Source organism: Pedobacter sp. SG908, assembly GCF_011759615.1.
GTDB lineage: Bacteria > Bacteroidota > Bacteroidia > Sphingobacteriales > Sphingobacteriaceae > Pedobacter > Pedobacter riviphilus.
In genome coordinates, this window is sequence record NZ_JAAOYY010000001.1 from 1,770,634 (window position 1) to 1,789,194 (window position 18,561).

Annotated in this window: 13 protein-coding genes; 6 read left to right on the forward strand and 7 right to left on the reverse strand. The window is 38.5% G+C overall.

Annotated features, from left to right (window positions below):
* Positions 1-18 precede the first annotated feature (18 nt).
* Positions 19-5,610 (reverse strand): MG2 domain-containing protein, encoded by a 5,592-nt coding sequence (locus tag FHT21_RS07195; RefSeq protein ID WP_167294037.1) that lies wholly within the window; start codon positions 5,608-5,610, stop codon positions 19-21.
* Between the two features lie 130 nt (positions 5,611-5,740).
* Here FHT21_RS07195 and FHT21_RS07200 point away from each other — a divergent pair, with 130 nt between their 5' ends.
* On the forward strand, positions 5,741-6,244 hold the full coding sequence (locus FHT21_RS07200) for a nuclear transport factor 2 family protein (protein ID WP_223833650.1): 504 nt from the start codon (positions 5,741-5,743) through the stop codon (positions 6,242-6,244).
* Between the two features lie 54 nt (positions 6,245-6,298).
* On the opposite strand, the gene FHT21_RS07205 is transcribed toward FHT21_RS07200, so the two are convergent.
* Both FHT21_RS07205 and topA read right to left on the reverse strand, forming a co-directional pair.
* The gene (locus FHT21_RS07205) at positions 6,299-6,703 is read right to left on the reverse strand and encodes a hypothetical protein (RefSeq protein WP_167294038.1); all 405 of its coding nucleotides are present in this window, start codon (positions 6,701-6,703) and stop codon (positions 6,299-6,301) included.
* A gap of 85 nt (positions 6,704-6,788) precedes the next feature.
* Positions 6,789-9,350 carry a type I DNA topoisomerase gene (gene topA / locus FHT21_RS07210; protein ID WP_167294039.1) on the reverse strand — a complete coding sequence of 854 codons (2,562 nt, stop codon included), beginning with the start codon at positions 9,348-9,350 and terminating at the stop codon, positions 6,789-6,791.
* 142 nt (positions 9,351-9,492) lie between these two features.
* On the opposite strand from topA, the gene FHT21_RS07215 reads away from it, so the two are divergent.
* Together FHT21_RS07215 and FHT21_RS07220 are read left to right on the forward strand one after the other, a co-directional pair.
* Positions 9,493-9,687, forward strand: coding sequence for a hypothetical protein (locus FHT21_RS07215; RefSeq protein ID WP_167294040.1), 195 nt, complete (start codon positions 9,493-9,495; stop codon positions 9,685-9,687).
* Positions 9,688-9,963: 276 nt separating this feature from the next.
* The gene (locus FHT21_RS07220; RefSeq protein WP_113947247.1) at positions 9,964-10,476 is read left to right on the forward strand and encodes a glutathione peroxidase; all 513 of its coding nucleotides are present in this window, start codon (positions 9,964-9,966) and stop codon (positions 10,474-10,476) included.
* Positions 10,477-10,548: 72 nt separating this feature from the next.
* On the opposite strand, the gene aqpZ is transcribed toward FHT21_RS07220, so the two are convergent.
* The 3 genes from aqpZ to FHT21_RS07235 form a co-directional block, all read right to left on the reverse strand.
* The gene (gene aqpZ / locus FHT21_RS07225; protein ID WP_167294041.1) at positions 10,549-11,256 is read right to left on the reverse strand and encodes an aquaporin Z; all 708 of its coding nucleotides are present in this window, start codon (positions 11,254-11,256) and stop codon (positions 10,549-10,551) included.
* Positions 11,257-11,599: 343 nt separating this feature from the next.
* Positions 11,600-12,436, reverse strand: a complete 837-nt coding sequence (locus FHT21_RS07230) for an MBL fold metallo-hydrolase (RefSeq protein ID WP_167294042.1) — start codon at positions 12,434-12,436, stop codon at positions 11,600-11,602.
* A 46-nt stretch (positions 12,437-12,482) separates the two neighbouring features.
* Entirely contained in the window at positions 12,483-12,926 is a 444-nt protein-coding gene (locus tag FHT21_RS07235) for a MarR family transcriptional regulator (RefSeq protein ID WP_167294043.1), read from the reverse strand.
* A gap of 170 nt (positions 12,927-13,096) precedes the next feature.
* On the opposite strand from FHT21_RS07235, the gene FHT21_RS07240 reads away from it, so the two are divergent.
* Positions 13,097-14,326 (forward strand): MFS transporter, encoded by a 1,230-nt coding sequence (locus tag FHT21_RS07240; RefSeq protein ID WP_208398884.1) that lies wholly within the window; start codon positions 13,097-13,099, stop codon positions 14,324-14,326.
* Positions 14,327-14,487: 161 nt separating this feature from the next.
* On the opposite strand, the gene FHT21_RS07245 is transcribed toward FHT21_RS07240, so the two are convergent.
* A complete protein-coding gene (locus FHT21_RS07245; protein ID WP_317169942.1) occupies positions 14,488-15,504 on the reverse strand; it encodes a LacI family DNA-binding transcriptional regulator in 1,017 nt (338 codons plus the stop codon).
* Positions 15,505-15,842: 338 nt separating this feature from the next.
* Between FHT21_RS07245 and FHT21_RS07250 the strand changes: the two genes are divergently transcribed.
* Together FHT21_RS07250 and FHT21_RS07255 are read left to right on the forward strand one after the other, a co-directional pair.
* The gene (locus FHT21_RS07250; protein WP_167294044.1) at positions 15,843-17,672 is read left to right on the forward strand and encodes a glycoside hydrolase family 2 TIM barrel-domain containing protein; all 1,830 of its coding nucleotides are present in this window, start codon (positions 15,843-15,845) and stop codon (positions 17,670-17,672) included.
* Between the two features lie 20 nt (positions 17,673-17,692).
* Positions 17,693-18,517, forward strand: coding sequence for an SDR family oxidoreductase (locus FHT21_RS07255; protein ID WP_167294045.1), 825 nt, complete (start codon positions 17,693-17,695; stop codon positions 18,515-18,517).
* Positions 18,518-18,561 lie beyond the last annotated feature (44 nt).

The window sequence follows — 18,561 nt, forward strand, 5'->3', positions numbered from 1 at the left end:
TTAAACTAATTTTTTATTCTACTTCACCACCTGCACCCATTTACCAGCTTCAGTTGCCGAAATATCGTTATTGTACATTGCTTCACATTGAACAGCCGATAAATAATATTTGCCGAGATAAGATGCGTTAAGCAATACCTTATAAACCAAGCTTTCGCCTTCCCTTACATTAAAATAAGTGAAAACGCGATCATCCCTAATATCCTGATAAGTAAAAGGTGATGAAGCTAAAATACTCTGGTTGTCATTTACACGGGTATTGATAATTTCCCAACCTGAAGGGAAAATCTGTGTTAGCGCCATTTGTTCATAATAGCCCATTCTGCCAGGATTTTTTACAGTTACTTCTGCATAGAAATCTGTTCCTTGCTTTAAAGTTGTCGGGTCCAGTACTTTACCGTTTAAACGTTTGTAAGTCACGCTCATATCCAATACCTCTGGTCGGTTTGGCAAAAAGTTATTCTGACCTGCAACTGGTTGTCCTTCTAAAACCAAACGAACAAACAGTACATTATTGCCATTGTTGGTAACTGAAGCCATATTTCCTTTAAAGGTTACAGGTGTACTGTTGATGTATTGATTTGAACTTACAGGTGCCGATTTTCCATCCAGTATATACTGATATTGCAGTTTATTTGCCGATTGATTTGAACCACAGAATTTAGCGATAGCCAACAAGCTATAAGCGGTTGTTTGTGTGCTGTACCAGGTATTTTCGCCTAATTTTGCAGCTAATGGCTGTAATAAACTTGCGGCTTTTGCTTTCTGACCAAGTAGGGTTAGGGTTTCTAAAATCATAGCTTCATCACGTACATTCGAGCCATAAGTTCCACCCAATTGTTTGTAAGCCTGAATGGATGTATCTAAACCTCTGATCATATTTTGGGCAACATCATTTTGACCAGCCAATTTATAAGCAGCAGCCAACCGCCATTTTGCAGCGATTGATAAGTATTCAAAAGCTTTTAAACGGTTCATTGCTGCCATTTCAGGTTTTTTAGCTAAGGCAAGCATATACAAACGATAGGCCTGGGATAAGTCTCCTCCATAAAAATTATTACTGTTCGGTGCCCAGTTTGCTGCTTTTGATTTTTGATAGCGCAATAGCTCATCTAAAAGACCAACAGGAAGGGTATAACCAGCATTTTGTGCTTCAACCAAGAAATGACCGGCATAATTGCTTCCCCATTCATCAGAAGTGCCTTCTCCAGGCCAGTAAGACAAACCACCATCTGTAGTCTGGAAGCCTTTAATTCGGTTTATTCCGGCTTTAATGTTTTTCTCTGTAGTTGCTTTTTGTTGTTCATTCAACGGACTTAATCTATCAAGGAATAATTGGGGGAATATACCCGAGGTAGTCTGCTCTATACAGCCATGCGGGTATTGAATAAGATAACTCAACCTTTTGCCAAGGCTGATTGCAGGGATAGAAGAGACCTCTAGTGAACCAGAATTTGTTCCCGTCATACCGATTGGTAAATAGTTAACAGCCCATATGGTATGCGGTTGAACAGTTGCTGATACCACATTAGTTACGTAAGGATTTGGATTTCTGATATCCATTTCCACATCATAAACTGTTTTTTCAGCGCCACTTTGCGCAATCACTTTTACTTTGGCAATACCTACTGTGTTTGGTGCTTTAACTTCAAAATAGGTCATTTGTTCACCTGTTTGTTTGTAGTAAAGCTGCTGTTTGTTAGTGCCTTGAACAATTAAATTACTTGCCTGAAGTTGTACTGATACATTTTTTAGGTTATTCTCTGTGGCAAAAACGGTTACTGGTAAGGTGAAACTTTCTCCCGGACCGATAACCCTTGGCAAAGTAGCCAAAACCATTAACGGCTTTTTAACCTGAACCGACTTTTCGGTAAAACCATATGCGGCATCCTGTCCGGCAACTACCATAGCCCTTACCGCACCAATATATTGTGGTAATTTAAACTTGTGTGTTTTACTTTCGCCTTTGCCAATGGTAAATGGCCCCATAAATTTAACCACTGCTTTAAAACGGTTGGCTTTTGCTGGATTTAAGTTCTTGTTGATACTACCATCACCACCAATGCTTAAAATGCGTTCTAAATTCCCTCCCCATGCGCCTAACACATAGTCGAATAAATCCCATGTTTTTACACCCAAACCTTCGCGGGCATAAAATGCACCATGTGGATCAGGTGTTTTAAAACGTGTTAAGTCTAATAAACCTTCATCTACGAGGGCAATGGTATAGGTCATTGCTTTGCCGTTCTGTTCACCAACTGTGATGGTGTTTTCGGTTTCAGGCTTGATTTTATCCAACATTTTTATGGTTGGTTTTAGGATGGTTTGCGGGTCTTCTACCGAAAGAGGAATAGCGCCGTACATCCTGATTGGTAAATCGTTTACCGTTTGTGCATGCGGCTGTAATAAAGTGATATTGGCAAAAACATTAGGTGCCATCTCTTTCTCCGCTTTGAACTTAAATTGCGTTTGTCCGGCTTTGGTATCTACCCAGAAGGTTTTTAATACCCGGCTTCCATTTTCAATGGAGATTAATGCTCTTCCATTTTTGCCTGTTGGTATGGTTAAGGTAATATCTTCTCCAACCGTGAATTTTTCTTTATTGGCAGTGAAAGATAACATAGACGCCTCTGTTGGGTTGCTGCCCTGTTCGCGCTGTGCCCAGCCCGGCCAATCTATATAAACAGATTTTCCGGTAACATGTCCACCATTTACATCGCGTACTAAAATCAGATAACGGCCCCATTCTGGTTCGTCAACACGTAAGTTCCAGCTTCCCTTTCCGTTGAATAAGTTTACCTGATGACTTTCTACCAGTTTGTTATATTGGTTTTGGGTAAAGTTGGCATAAGTATACTGGTCATCCTGTTCCCACCACCAGCGCCATTGCGTTTTATATAATTCAACCTGAACGGTTTTGGTACCGCTTAACAGTTTTCCATCGGTATTTACATTTACAATTTCAACTTTATGCTCTTTCCCAGTAACTAACATACCGCTTAAACGGTCGCCTTTTTCGGGCCGAATACCTAAATAACTGTTATACACATGATAAGGTATACTAAAATTATCGATACTGAAATTACCCCCTGGTTCGAAAACTTTGGTGGTAAAGTTTGCCCTTAATACACCAGGAGCGGTATTGTTTTCATTGAGGTTGGTGTTAATCTGAGCTGTACCGTTCTGGTTTAAAGTACCTTCGAAAATGGTTTTAACCTGCGATTGGAAGTTAACCGTAGGGTTATCAAAACTAAAACCTTCAAAGCCTTTAAATTTGGTTTCGGTAGTGTTTAAGTTTACATCAACCTTTGCTTTTAAGTTTTGTGCAACGGCACCGAATAACCATTTGGCAGATAGTGTAGCGGCTGATGTTCCAGCGCTTAAATATGTTCTATTACCAACGTTGAAATCAATTTTCAAGCGGTTTGGCATTACGGTTTCAATTTTTAAGGTTTTGGTAAAAGTAGCTCCACCTGCTTTAACTTTGGCCATCCAGTTGCCGGTAGGAGCAGTACTTTCTGTAGCGGTTTTAAAGGTATAGAATCCATTTAAAGGTTTGCCATTGATCAATCTTTTGTAAAGCTGACCTTTGGGATTATAGAACTCCATGGTTACAGGATAATTGGCAGGAAGTTTTTTTAGTTTATCTTCCAGAACGAAAGAAACAAATAAACTATCTCCTGGTCGCCAAACGCCGCGTTCTCCATAAATAAAACCTTTTAAGCCACTTTGAACTACATCGCCACCCACATCGAACCTGCTTAAAGGCAGTGAGCTTCCATCGTCTAATTTAAGATAGCCACGTTCTGAACCATTTTTTGCGATCAATAAGAAAGGCTGGCGTTTTAGGTCAAAACTTGCAAAACCATCACCATCAGTTTTTGTCGTAAAAATGATCTGTTTTTGGTAATCCATCAATTCAAGGTTTACACCGCTTAATGGTTTTGCGGTTAATAAATCGGTTGCCACAATGAGCATGCTGTTATCGTTACCGCGTTTGGCTACCAAACCTATATTTGAAGCAATTAAGTTTCTGCTGGCCCAGCGCTGGTTGGTGTAAAACGATGGTGTACATGGATTATCTTTATCATTCCACCTGTAATTTGGTGGGTAATAATTATTGTAACGCTGCCAGAAATCATCGTCCTCATCAATTTTTTCACCATAACCTTCATAATCTCCATATTCAGCATCATCATCACTACCATTGGCTTTTTCTTCTCCGGTTTTACAATTGTAGGCATTGTATTCCTGCCTGAAAGCAATGGTAACCCTGTACATTGCACCAGGCTCTGTACGGATCATCTTGTCAAGATCGAGGGTGAAACGGTTCTTTTTATGGAGGTTAAGTGCCTTATCTTCATCTAATCGCACTGTTTTTTGCAGAATAGGTTTAGCTACCCTACGCAGTTCGTTACCATCTTTATAGCTATTGGTTTGGAAAAACTGCGGTATGTTGTTTTCGTAAATTTTAATTACCGTAACATCAACAGCCTTTAAATTAATCGCTTCGAAAGGTAAAACCAGCTTTCCGGAGTTGGGTAAAATCGTACCTGCACCAGCTATGGTAACCGATGGTAATTTATCTTCGAAAACAAGGTTGGCCATTTTGCCATTAGCCAGTTTTTTGGCATTAATATTCTCAACGCCCGCATTTACATTCAGCGCATAATTGCCCTTAAGTTCTTCTGCTGCATAAACTTTAACCTGACTGGCATCAATGGTGTATCTTAGATCGCTCAGATTGCCGAGTGTTATCATGCCCGTTAAATCCTGGCCAACGCCAATCGGTTCAGAAAACTGTACCAATGCGTAATCTTCTTCGCCCTGAATAGCCTTCATGTCCAGGATTTCGAATTTATTTATTGCCGGAACACGCACTTCTACGGTTCCTTTTTGTTCAGCATCAATAGCATCGCCGTCCCAATCTATTTTTAAAGTTTGATCGTTTCCGGTTTTTTTAATACTGTCGATAGTAAATTTCGAGGTGTTTTTTGCCGGATCATGCTGCCATTTGATTTTTAATTTTTGGTCAAAATCCATTGAAACCGCTTTCTCTATTTTGCTGGTTTCTTCCACATCGGCAGTGGCCACTTCGCCAGTTAATTTCATGTAGTCTAGCGCAGTATTATTCTGCGAAACCAATCCGTTTTGAGAAAGCATTAACCCCGGGGTAATTACTTTAAACTCAAAGTCGAAATCTTCAAGACCTTTTTCTGTGGCAGATACTTCCGAAAGTTTAAAGGTAGCCTCGTAGTTTTTGCCCGGCTTGAGGTTTTCATCAGGTCGAAATTCAACCGTTTGGGGGTCTATCCAATAGGTTTTGCCTGAGATAGAAGGAGAGAAGTCGAAAAGTTCGCGTGTATCTGCTTTGCCCAGATCCTGCATACCTGTTGCCGCATTGGCGAGGTGAACTCTAATAAAACTCTTTTTAGAAATGGTTCCAGAGGTATAGGCTTCAATGTATTTAGCATAGGCCTGATTTTCTTCATGATTTTTTTTCTTTCTATTGAAATAGATAAATACAATCGCCGCTATAGAAACAGCAAGTAATCCGATGAAGATAAATTTCTTTTTGGAGGATGACTGGTAGGTAGATGGTTGTTCCATGTTTGAAATTCGTTAATATAAATGGGAATAATGTTGCGGTAAAAGCAATAGATGTGCCGCAATTATCATTTGTAACCCCAAATGGTATATTCCATCCGAAAATTAACTAAAATTCACCTTAAAATAGATTATGTTGAAAATTAACGTTTATGGTTTGTTCCTTTGCATGGTTTTGGATAAGTTTACAGCGTCAACCCCAATACAACCAGATATGATAAAGAAACTTTTGATTTTTTCGGGCCTATTAATTTCAACTAATTTTTGTTTTGCACAGAAAGCTGAAGTAGAAAATGCAGTTACGCTATTGACCAAACTGATGGTAAGCCCAGATAGTGCAGCTCTCGATAAGATTGTGCTTAATAATTTAAGCTACGGCCATTCGAGTGGAAAAATACAGACTAAACAGGAATTTATGCATTCGTTACTTTCTGGAGAATCTGATTTTGTAGATATCAATTTAACGGATCAATCTGTTATTATTCAGAATAAAACCGCCTTGGTCAGGCATACCCTAAATGCTAAAACAAACGATAAAAATGTTCCCGGGAATGTGAAATTGTATATCCTTTTAATATGGAGCAAAGAAAAGGCAGGCTGGAAATTGCTTGGCAGACAGGCGGTTAAAGTGCCTTAGTTCAGATCCCAGTCTTGAGTCTTAAGTCGGTAATCAAATACTAGTGATTTAAGATTATTTGATCATTACCCCAGGTCTGTTTACCAATGGGATTTTGATCAGATTAGAATCGATGATGCTTTCGGGCAGGAATATAAATTTTTTGTCGTAAATGGTATTGCCCATGTAATAGCTTAGCCAATATTCGTTGGTTAGGCCAAAAACTTCAGGATCAATGGCTTCCACGCCTGCAAAAGAATGTGCTTCCATATCACCAACGAAGTGCCTTAACACAGAAGTTTTTACCTGCTTTCCATCTTTTTCGCCATAACCTTTAGAGCTGATTAAAACATTGGTTATGGGTTCGTTTTTTAAATTAACGAGATAAACCGTCCAGCTTTTTACTTCAGGTGTTTCGCCCATTAATACAACAGCCATTGCAATATCTTCAACTATATTTTCAGGTAAATCTGCTTTCATAATTACTATTTGTCGTCACGCTTAATTTATTTCAGCGTCTTGTATTAAAAGATGCTGAAACAAGTTCAGCATGCCGACTTTATTTTTATTTTTTCTTAGCTACAGCCTTTTTAGCAGGCGCTTTTTTCTTTGCCGGTGCTTTTTTCTTCGTTTCAAAAGCATTAGGAACCTGCTCTACAATCATCTTTTTAACTACTTCCAAATCAATATCAGCCAATTCCTCTGGTGTATATTTTTGCTTGGTAGCCTCGTTATTCCTCAATTTGAGCATCAGTTTACCAAAGCGGATAAACGGTCCCCAACGGCCATTTTCAATAGATATTTTTTCGGTTTCCCAGGTTTTAATGTACCTGTTGGCCTCTTTCTCTATTTTTTTGCCAATTAATGTATTGATATCTTCCTGTGTTAAATTATCGAAATCGTATCCTTTTGCAGGAATATTGATAAATAGATCGTTCCATTTAATAAATGGACCAAAGCGTCCTTTGCCTTTTGTAACGCCTAAACCTTCATAAAAGGCAATAGGTGCATCGGCATCCATTTTCTCTCTGATAATTTCAACTGCTCTTTCATAAGTTACCGATAAAGGCTCCTCATTTTTAGGAAGCGAGATAAAACTTTCGCCCCATTTCACATAAGGTCCGAAACGGCCAACACCGATCACTACTTCTTTACCTTCAAAATCAGGTAACTGGAAAGGAAGTTTAAACAGCTCCAGGGCATCATCTAAAGTAATGGTTGCAACAGACTGCGTACGCATTAAACTGGCATATCGAGGTTTTTCCTCTTCGTCAAGTTCGCCTATTTGTACCAATGGTCCAAATTTACCAACCTTGGTGTATACATTTTTACCTGTAGCAGGGTCAGTACCCAATAAGCGTTCGCCAGTAGCGCGTTCAGCAGTTTCTAAGGTTGTTTCTACCTCACTGTGGAAAGGATTATAAAACGAGTGCAGCATTTTAGTCCATTCTTGTAAACCTTGGGCAATTTCATCAAATTCTTTCTCCACCTTTGCTGTGAAGTTAAAATCAACAATACCTTTGAAATGTTCTACCAAGAAGTCGTTTACTACCTCACCGATATCAGTAGGGAAGAGTTTTGATTTCTCCGCACCTGTAATTTCCGATTTGATTTCTTTTTTTACCTGTCCATCGGCTAAAGTGATAGCCGTAAAATTACGCTGTTTGCCATCTCTATCTTCTTTAACCACATAACCACGGTTTTGTACTGTAGAAATGGTTGGTGCATAAGTAGACGGACGGCCAATGCCCAGCTCTTCTAGTTTTTTAACCAAACTAGCCTCTGTATATCTTGCTGGCGGGCGCGAATAACGCTCTGTTGCCTGCATTTCTTTTAAAAATAGCTCTTGTCCTTTTGTTAAAGGAGGCAAAATTGCACCACCTTCTTTTTCATCAGTTTCTTCATCATCAGTAGATTCCAGATAAACTTTTAAGAAACCGTCGAACTTTAATACTTCACCTTCGGCCACTAAGTGTTCTTTTCTGGTTGAAGCAGTAATCTGAGCAGTTGTTTTTTCAAATAAAGCCTCACTCATTTGCGATGCAATTGAACGTTTCCAGATTAAATCATATAAACGTTTTTCTGAAATATCTCCATCTACAGTATGCCTGTCGAAATACGTCGGGCGGATGGCTTCGTGCGCTTCTTGTGCACCTGCTGATTTGGTTTTATATACCCTTGGCTGATGATATTTATCGCCGTAAGCAGATTTAATTTCGGTAGCAGCAGCATTAATCGCAGTTTCTGATAAGTTTACAGAGTCTGTCCTCATGTAAGTAATCTTACCCGCTTCGTACAGCCTTTGTGCAACCTGCATGGTTCTGGCCACCGAAAAACCTAATTTTCTCGAAGCTTCTTGTTGCAGGGTTGAGGTGGTAAATGGGGCTGCCGGATTACGTTTTGAAGGCCTTGTTTCTAAACTGGTAATATCGAATCTTGCATTTACACAGTCTTGAAGAAATTTTTCAGCATCAGCCTCATTTTCGAAACGTTGTGGCAGTTCTGCTTTTACAATTTCTCTTCCTTTGCCAGTAGAAAACTGAGCCGTGATTTTATAGGCTGCAGCTGCATTAAAGTTTAAAACTTCTCGCTCTCTATCAACAATTAAACGTACAGCAACTGATTGTACACGGCCTGCAGATAATGATGGTTTAACTTTTTTCCATAAAACGGGAGAAAGTTCGAAACCCACCAAACGATCTAGTACACGGCGTGCCTGTTGGGCATTTACCAGATTATAATCAATTCCACGCGGATTATCAATTGCTTTTAAAATGGCTGGTTTGGTAATTTCGTGAAAAACGATACGTTTTGTTTTCTCCACTTTTAGGCCCAAAGTTTCGAATAAATGCCACGATATTGCTTCCCCCTCGCGGTCCTCATCGGATGCTAGCCATACCATTTCGGCTTCTTTAGCTAGTTTTTTTAGTTCGGCGACAACATTTTTCTTGTCAGTAGGTACCTCGTAGGTCTGCGCAAAATTATTCTTGATATCAATCGCCATATCGCCCTTAACTAAATCACGGATATGGCCATAGCTAGATTTCACCAGGAAATCTTTGCCTAAATAGCCTTCTATAGTTTTAGCTTTTGCGGGTGACTCGACGATTAATAAATTTTTGGCCATGAAATACGTTTTTGTGCAAATAAAGCTATAATTAAAGCATAAATCCAAACCTGAAGAGAATTTAATACATTTTTTTTATTAGATGAAGGTTAAATATGTCTATTTATAAGAAGTTTTTAATTCGGTTTTAATTTTTTTGTTTTTGAAAAACAACATCAATGCGATTGGGTTAGGGTTAATCCCGCTCTCGTTTCTGCCGGAGAAAATCGGTATCTTACTTTGGTCGGGTTTAAGCGGCCTGGCTGATGCTATTATTGAGGTTTTAATAGCTTTGTGCTATACTGAAGCTACAAAAGAGGAACAGGTGTTGTTAATTAAACCGGATAGAGCGGAATAGCCCACAGCGCAGCGAGGACTATAAGCGATAGCCGGGCTGTAACTGCCAAGAATTGCTGCACTTGCATTTTCTGAAAAAAAAGAATTGATTATTTTGAATGCAGTTAAATCTAAATTTCATTAAAAAGGTGGTGAACAGGATTTTTTGATGAAACCATTCGTTTTCTTACCGCTGCAAAACTTTAAACGCTTTAATTATTGATATCATATAATTTACAGGCACATTACATCAAGGCAACCGATTTGTGACTATATTCGTATATAAAAATAAAAAACGATGATCAGCACAATTTTAATCCTATTAAACTTATTGGTGTCGCCACCAAAAAATGTTTACGATTTCAGCTTTAAAACCATTGATGGTAAAGAAATTAAGCTATCGAAATTTAAAGGCAAAAAAATCTTAATTGTTAATACAGCTTCCAAATGTGGTTTTACCCCACAATACGAGGATTTAGAAAAACTGCAGAAAGAATACGGCAAAAAAGTGGTCTTGATTGGCTTTCCTGCTGGTAACTTTGGTGGGCAGGAGTTTTCTACCAATGCTGAGATTAAAGAATTTTGTACCGGGAAGTATAATGTTTCATTTTTACTTGCCGAGAAAAGCAGCGTTAAAGGTGATGATATCAGTCCTTTGTTCAAGTATTTAACTTCTCAGACCAATACTGAAGAGCAGGGCGATATTAAATGGAATTTTGAGAAATTCTTAATCAACGAAAAAGGAGAGTTAGTACACCGTTTCCGTTCTAAAACAAAACCTACTGACGAAGCGATTGTTAAAAATTTATAAAGCTTAGCGTTTAGGGGTTAGCATTTAGATACTAACCTCTAAACCCTAAACTATTGCATCTTTTTATTTAACCTAGTTTTTCTCCAAAACGGTTTTCCAAACTAAAGCACTAAGTGCTGCACCAATAATCGGCGCTACTATAAAGAGCCAAACTTGGCTTAATGCTTGTCCGCCAACTAACAGTGCAGGGCCAATACTTCTGGCAGGGTTTACTGATACTCCGGTTACCGGGATACCCACGATGTGGATGAGCGTTAAACTTAAGCCAATTGCTAGTCCGGCAAAGCCGCCATTGATATTTTTAGTAGATGTTGAGCCAAAAATGACCAATAAGAAAATAAAGGTGAGTACAATTTCCGCAATAAAACCAGCGTGTAAACTGTAATGCTGTGGAGACAGTGCTTCAAAACCATTTTGGCCTAATCCATTTGCTGCTAAAGAATATTCTGGTTTTCCTGAGGCAATCTGTAACAAAATAAATGCGCCAGCAATACCACCGAGCACCTGGGCTACAATATAATAGGCAGCTTCGCTAATTTTCATACGGCCTGCTATTACCATTCCGATTGAAATGGCAGGATTAATGTGACAGCCTGAAATATGTCCTATGGCATAGGCCATTGCTGTAACTGATAAGCCAAAGGCAAAAGATATGCCCAATAAGCCAACTCCGGTTGTGCCATTTGCGCCAGCTATAACCGCGCTACCACAACCCATTAAAACCAGTACGAGTGTGCCTAGAAATTCGGCACTGAATTTAGAAAGTTTACTTGTCTCCATATAACTTATTATTTAAAGGTTTAAATATTATATCCGGATGATTGTCAATCGAATATAACTAAAAATTTAGAATATTAAATGGAATAAAGTGTTGGCGATTTTAGCCTTTTTAAAATTGAAAAAATAGTTAAGAGAAAGGGGCTTAAATCCATAAGCCCCAATAAACCAAACAAACTATTTATGAAGTTTATATAAAACGCCTGTTTAGATAAAAAGTTTTTGTAAAAATTAAATTATTTGCTGTTAATTATCGCTTCGCAAAATCAGTAAGGGTTTGTTGCTTAAAACAGGCTATTTTGTAGCCGAATTGATAAAGCGACAAGTTATTTTTGACTTTATTATGTTAAAACAAGTTGAGTTGTGCTGCTTGGTGTAAACTTGGGTCGAAACTGTAGACTTCAGATGTGTTTTGGGTATTGCTTACATAATATAGCGCTGTTTCCTCATACCTTGAGGCTACTTTAACAAATGTATCGCCGGCAACATTTTTAAAAAGATTTTCAACCAGCTTTGGGTCGTTATTATCTTTTGATAAGTGGCTTAGTAATAAGTGACTCATATACGAGGCTTTATGGTTGACGAAAAGCTCCAGCGCCTGTGCATTACTTAGGTGGCCGTGGCCACTTGTAATCCTTCTCTTTAAAAAATAAGGGTACCTGCCATTTTCCAGCATCTCTGTATCATAATTTGCCTCTAGGAAAGCGGCATGGCAGTTTTTGAAATGCGTAATTAATCGGTCGCATACCTTTCCTATATCTGTAAAAACACCAACTCTTACTTCGTTACATTCAACAGTAAAACTATAAGGATCAGCAGCATCGTGAAATTTAGAAAAGGCAGCAATTTTTAGGCCGCCAATCTGAATGTGCTGCAGATGAGTTAATGAAAAGGTATTGTCTGCATCCAAAACTAACCGACTGCTTTTTAGGGTTGCTGTGCTAATGTAGACTGGGAGTTTATATTTTTTAGCAAAAACCGCTAGCCCTTTAATGTGGTCGCTATGCTCGTGCGAGATAAAAATTGCCTTTACTTTACTTATCGGTAAACCCAAACGGTTCATCCGTGTTTCAACTTCTTTACAGGTTAAGCCAATATCAACCAAAACAGCTTCATTATCATTACCTATATAGTAACAATTGCCATTACTGCCCGAATTAATTGATGTAAAATACAGTGCCATTTTCAGCCTGCAAGATAAGGCTTATTTGGCGAAGGAAAAAAGAAAACTATACTCTCGTACCGTTGTGTTCTACCAAGCGGGAAAGAAGGGGGAGGAAAGCCTGTATGAGGTTAATTTCTTCTGAAGAAAAGATTTTTTCCATGGTTTGTGCCAACCATTCTTCTTTTATTTTTCTACTGGCAATAATGTGTTTTTCGCCAAGTTTGGTTAAGCCAATAAATACCTTTCGTTTATCCTCTTCGCTGGGGAAACGTTCCACGCATTTGGCATCGAACAGGCGGTTGATGATCTGAGAAATAGCCTGTTTTGATACTCTTTCCATGTCTGCCAACTCTGTAGACAGCATTTTTCCGTGTTGTTCGAGTAACGACATTGTCAATAATTCAGCGTTACTAAAATCTGAACTTACATTCTGCTTGCGTAACTGCCTGGTTAAGCGGGTAACGGTGCTTCTTAACTTTGCAGCAATTTCTTGTGTTTGAGTAGGCATCTTATTGGTAAATAAACTTTACAAATATAGGATTTTAATTTTGTAGATAAACTAATGTTGGTTTCTGTTTTGTTTGAATTATGATTCTGAAGTGATAAAACTTTCTATTTTATGTTTTTTGGTTTGCTGTGAGTTTTGTACTTTTGTAAAGTTACTTTACTATTTTAAACATGAGTATTTTTCGTTCGCTAAGGCACTACAATTACAGGTTATTTTTTACAGGTCAGGCTATTTCATTAATTGGTACATGGATGCAGCGTGTAGCTGTTAGCTGGTTGGTATACCGTTTAACGGGATCGGCTTTTTTATTAGGGTTGATTACCTTTTTGAGTTTAATTCCTTCACTGGTGTTAGCGCCATACGCAGGTAGTTATGTAGATAGGCATAATAAGTATAAGATATTGATCATTACCCAGGTGATCCTGATGCTACAAGCTGGTGCTTTGGCCTTGATGATCTGGTTTAAAGTGTATGATATGTTCTGGATTGCAGCGCTTTCGCTGGTTCAGGGTTTGGTAAATGCTTTTGATGTTACCGCCCGTCAATCCTTAATGGTAAATTTAATTGATGATAAAGAAGATTTACCAAATGCAATTGCACTCAACTCTTCAATGTTTAATGCCGCCAGGTTAATCGGTCCGGCGTTAGCAGGAGTAATTTTGAGTACCTGGGGCGAGGATATCTGTTTCGTGATCAATTTTGTAAGCTTTATAGCAGTATTAGGTTGTTTGGTGATGATGAAACTAAAACTCACTGAGCATCAAAAATCGACAGAAAATATCTGGATCGACCTAAAAAAGGGTTATGATTACCTTAAATCATCTCCAGATTTGGCCTCTATGGTATTAATGATGGCTGCATCGAGTTTATTGGTAATCCCTTTTACTACGCTATTACCTGTTTTTGCGAAAGATATTTTTAATGGAAATGCCACAACATTTGGTTGGTTTGAAAGCGCCGCAGGACTTGGAGCTTTCTTTGGAGCCATTTATATGGCTACCTTAAAGGTGGGGCAAAACCTGCAGAAAATCGTAATGATGTCGGGCATTTTGCTGGCTATTTCGGTTGTGGCACTGGCTATATCACCATCACTTATTCTGGCTTTAATTTGTACCAGTTTGGCTGCATTAGGCTTAATGGCTCAAACTTCATCTATTAATACCTATTTGCAAACCCACGCCGATGATGTGATGAGGGGTAGAACGCTAAGTTATTATATTATGGCTTACCAAGGGGTATTGCCAATCGGTAGTTTGTTAATGGGGTATCTGGCACATCTTTTTGGTACGCAAACTGTAGTTGCTTTTGAAGGTGTTGCAGGCTTGTTGATTGTTGCAGCGTTTGTGTATAATGAAAAACATAGGAATCAATTGAAGGGCAGTGCAATGTCGTTAAATTAATATGTGCCTTAAATTTTCTTTAGTATTTCTATTAGGAATCGTCATGCTGAATTTATTTCAGCATCTTTCTTACATGATAGACCCTGAAATAAATTCAGGGTGACGATCGCTTGGATAAGACGTTGCACATACCACGCTAAACGCCTCCTACTAAACACTTGTTAGTGTACAATCAGCTTACAATCGACCATTATTTTTTGGTAATTCTGAATATCGATTTCTTTATTAATTAATTGTATCAATAATTTAATCGCATTTTCACCTACCGATTCGGGGTTTTCTTCGATAGAAGCAATAGGGGGTGAATCGAGATAACTGATGAAAGAAGTGTTTCCAAATCCTATACATTCAATTTTGTTAAAGTTAGGGTAGTTTATCGATCTCAGGTACTTTATTGCATCGAATAGGATAAGCTCTTTAAAAGCCACGAGCGCAGTGGGCATATTTTCTGGATTGGCAAATAAATTCTTAATTGCTGAGATGGTATTTTCTTTATCAAAATCGGTGTAGGCAACCAATTCTGAGGAAAAAGGCACTTGATTATCTTTTAATGCATTGATGTAGCCATTAAAACGATCGTGCGTAAAATTAATCATTTTCGGACCGCCTAAATAAGCAATCTTTTGATGTCCCCTGTCTATTAAAAATTTTGTGGCCTGGTAACAGCCCTGGAAAGTATTGCCCAATACTTTGTGGCAGCTTAGGTTAAAGCTCGGATTTCGGGTGTAATACACCACCGGAATGCCCATATTTTCGAACTGGTCCAGATGTGCAAAATCTTGTGTGTGTTTCGAAATGGCCACAATTAAGCCATCCACCCGGCTTCGTAATAACATATTTGCAGATTGGATTTCTTTTTCCAGATCATCGTGAGATTGACTGATGATTACGTTGTATCCATTTTGTGTAGCAAATTGTTCTACACCATAAATACTTCTGGTAAAAAAGTGATCTAAAAGGTTGGGTAAGATAATGCCAATAATGCGCGATCTCTTTTCCTTTAAATTAATAGCTGATTTATTGGGTGTAAAATGTAAATCGCGGGCCATTTCCTGAACACGTTGTTTTGTGTATTCGTTAATGGTGGGGTAGTTGTTAAGGGCTTTTGATACTGTTGATACTGACATCTTTAACTTCTCAGCTAAGAATTTTAGTGTAACAGGTGTATTGTTCATCATCTTTTCCAATCTCCATGCATAGTTAAGAAAAAAACACAATTATTTCAAACGTTTGAAATGAGTCTCAGTGGATTTTGTTGCGTTTTGACCTGTTTTAAAAAGGTTTAATTTTTTGAGCTTCTCTAAATTCGTAATCACTAGCGCAAACTATCCAAATAAACAGAATGAAATCATTACTTGCTGCCAGCAAATGTTGCCAAAAACCAGGCTTATGCTTTTGGGGCAAATCCATCGTTATTAATGAAAAACTTAATTTTGCTCAAATTTAAGTGGGTGGTACATCGTCAGCTAATTAATTGTTAGTTTTGAAACGATCAATTAATATTAAAACTTAAGTTATGCTAAAAACAATCTATAGCGTATTTTTAATCTGCTTTTCACTCTTTCCATCAGTCAATTACGGTCAGGTTACCGCTATACAGAACATTCAGGGACGAAAAATCGAGAGTCTTAATGGTAAATGGAATTATATTATCGATCCTTACGAAAACGGTTATTATGATTATCGTCACGATCCATTCGATCAGTCGAAAACCGGAACCGGGGGGTATTATGATGATAAAGTTCAGAAAGATAAGTCGGAGCTGATTGAGTATGATTTCGATCATTCGCCACAAATGAATGTTCCTGGTGATTGGAACTCGCAATCGGAAAAATTAGAGCTTTACGAAGGTAATGTTTGGCTCCGCAAAAAGTTTGATGCAAAACCCGAAAAAGGGAAAAAATATTTCGTGTATTTTGGTGCAGTAAATTATGAAGCACATGTTTACCTCAATGGTAAAAAACTAGGTGTACACAAAGGTGGTTTTACACCTTTCCAGTTCGATGTAACCAATAATTTAAAAGTTGGCGAAAACTCCCTTGTGCTTAAAGTTGATAATATCCGTAAACAGGATGAAATTCCAACTGTAAATACCGATTGGTGGAACTACGGAGGCATTACACGAGATGTTTACTTAGCCGAATTTCCTGAACATTTTATCAGCGATTACAAGCTTCAGCTCGTTAAAGGAAACAATAACCTGTTAAACTTTTCGGTAAAACTTGCTGATGCAACCGCTGGACAGGAAATTACACTTTCCATTCCAGAGCTAAAGCTGGAAAAGAAGTACAAAACAGATAGCGAAGGTAAAATTGTAGACGAATTTATCTGGAACAACTTAAGCTTATGGTCGCCAGAAACACCAAAATTATATGCGGTAAATATTAAAACCGATAAAGAAAATATTAACGATAAAATTGGTTTCAGAACTATCCAGGTTAATGGCGATAGCATTCTGTTAAACGGTAAATCTGTTTTTTTAAGAGGAATCTCACTACATGACGAAAACCCGCTTTTAGCTGGCCGTTTACGTTCAGAAGGCGATATGCGCATGATGCTGCAATGGGCAAAAGATATGAACTGTAACTACGTTCGCCTGGCACATTACCCGCATAACGAAGAAATGATCCGTCTTGCTGATGAAATGGGGCTTTTGGTTTGGGCCGAAGTTCCTGTTTACTGGACAATTAGCTGGACCAATCCGGCAACCTATGCCAATGCAAAAAAACAATTAACTGATTTAATCATACGCGATAAAAATAGGGCAAGTGTAATTGTTTGGTCAATCGGGAATGAAACGCCACTTAGCGATGCCCGTTTGAGTTTTATGAGCAATTTGGCAGAAACGGCCCGTTCTTTGGACGATACCCGTTTGGTAGCTGCTGCGTTAGAGGTGCACCGCGAAGGAAATAATATTATTTTAAACGATCCTTTAGGCGAAAAAATCGATCTGGTTAGTTTTAACGAATATGCAGGCTGGTACTGGGGTGGTAACCCTTCTGAAATTACCAAATACAATTTCGATATCAAATATAAAAAACCTGTCGTAATTACTGAATTTGGTGGCGATGCTTTGGGTGGTTTCCACGCTGATGAAAATACCCGCTGGAGCGAAGAGTACCAGGAGGCATTGTACAAAAACCAGATTATTCTGTTGAGTAAAATCGGTGCTTTACGCGGAATGACTCCATGGATTTTAACCGATTTCAGGTCACCAAGAAGACAACATCCAATTTATCAGAATTTCTGGAACCGTAAAGGATTGATCAGTGAAACAGGCAAGAAAAAGAAAGCCTTTTTTGTGCTGAAAGATTTTTACGACCAGATGCAGGTAAAATATAAATAAACTAAAAAAGAACTAAATAAATGGTAAAAGAAGTAGAAGGCCTGTTTTCGCTAAGAAACAAGGTGGTAGTAGTTACTGGTGCTACAGGTGTTTTAGGCGAAGCTTTTATTAACGGTTTGTGCGCAGCGGGGGCTACAATCGTTGTAATTGGAAGAAACGAAGAAATAGCTAAACAAAGAGTTGCTGATGTGACTGAGGCTGGTGGTAAAGCAATTTATATAATTGCCGATGTGTTGAATGAACAGCAACTGATTGATGCAAATTCAACCATCATTAAAGCGTTTGGCCGGATTGATGCATTGGTAAATGCGGCTGGCGGAAATGTGGCCGAAGCGGTAATCCAACCGGGCAGCGATATTTTCGATCTTAATATTCCGGCATTAAAACAGGCTTTCGATTTAAACCTGTTCGGAACAATTATGCCAACACAGATTTTTGGTAAGGAAATAGCCAAGAATGGTGGCAGCATTGTAAATATCTCATCTGTTTCGGCAACCCAGGCGCTCACCCGCGTATTGGGCTATTCGCTGGCTAAAGCAGCTATTGATAGTTATACCAAATGGATGGCTGTTGAGCTAGCTAACCGCTACCAGGATAAAATTAGAATGAATGCCATTGTACCTGGCTTTTTTATCACGAACCAGAACAGGGCATTATTAACCAACGAGGATGGTTCTTTAACTGCGAGAGGGCAGGCCATTATTTCTAAAACACCATTTAAACGGTTTGGGGCCCCGGAGGAATTAATTGGCGCTTTAGTATATTTGTTAAGTGATGCCTCTAAATTTGTAAATGGCGAGAATATTAAAGTGGATGGTGGATTTACCGCATTTTCTGGTGTTTAAAATTAACTGCTATTCTGTATAATCATTAAAATCAAGGCAATCAA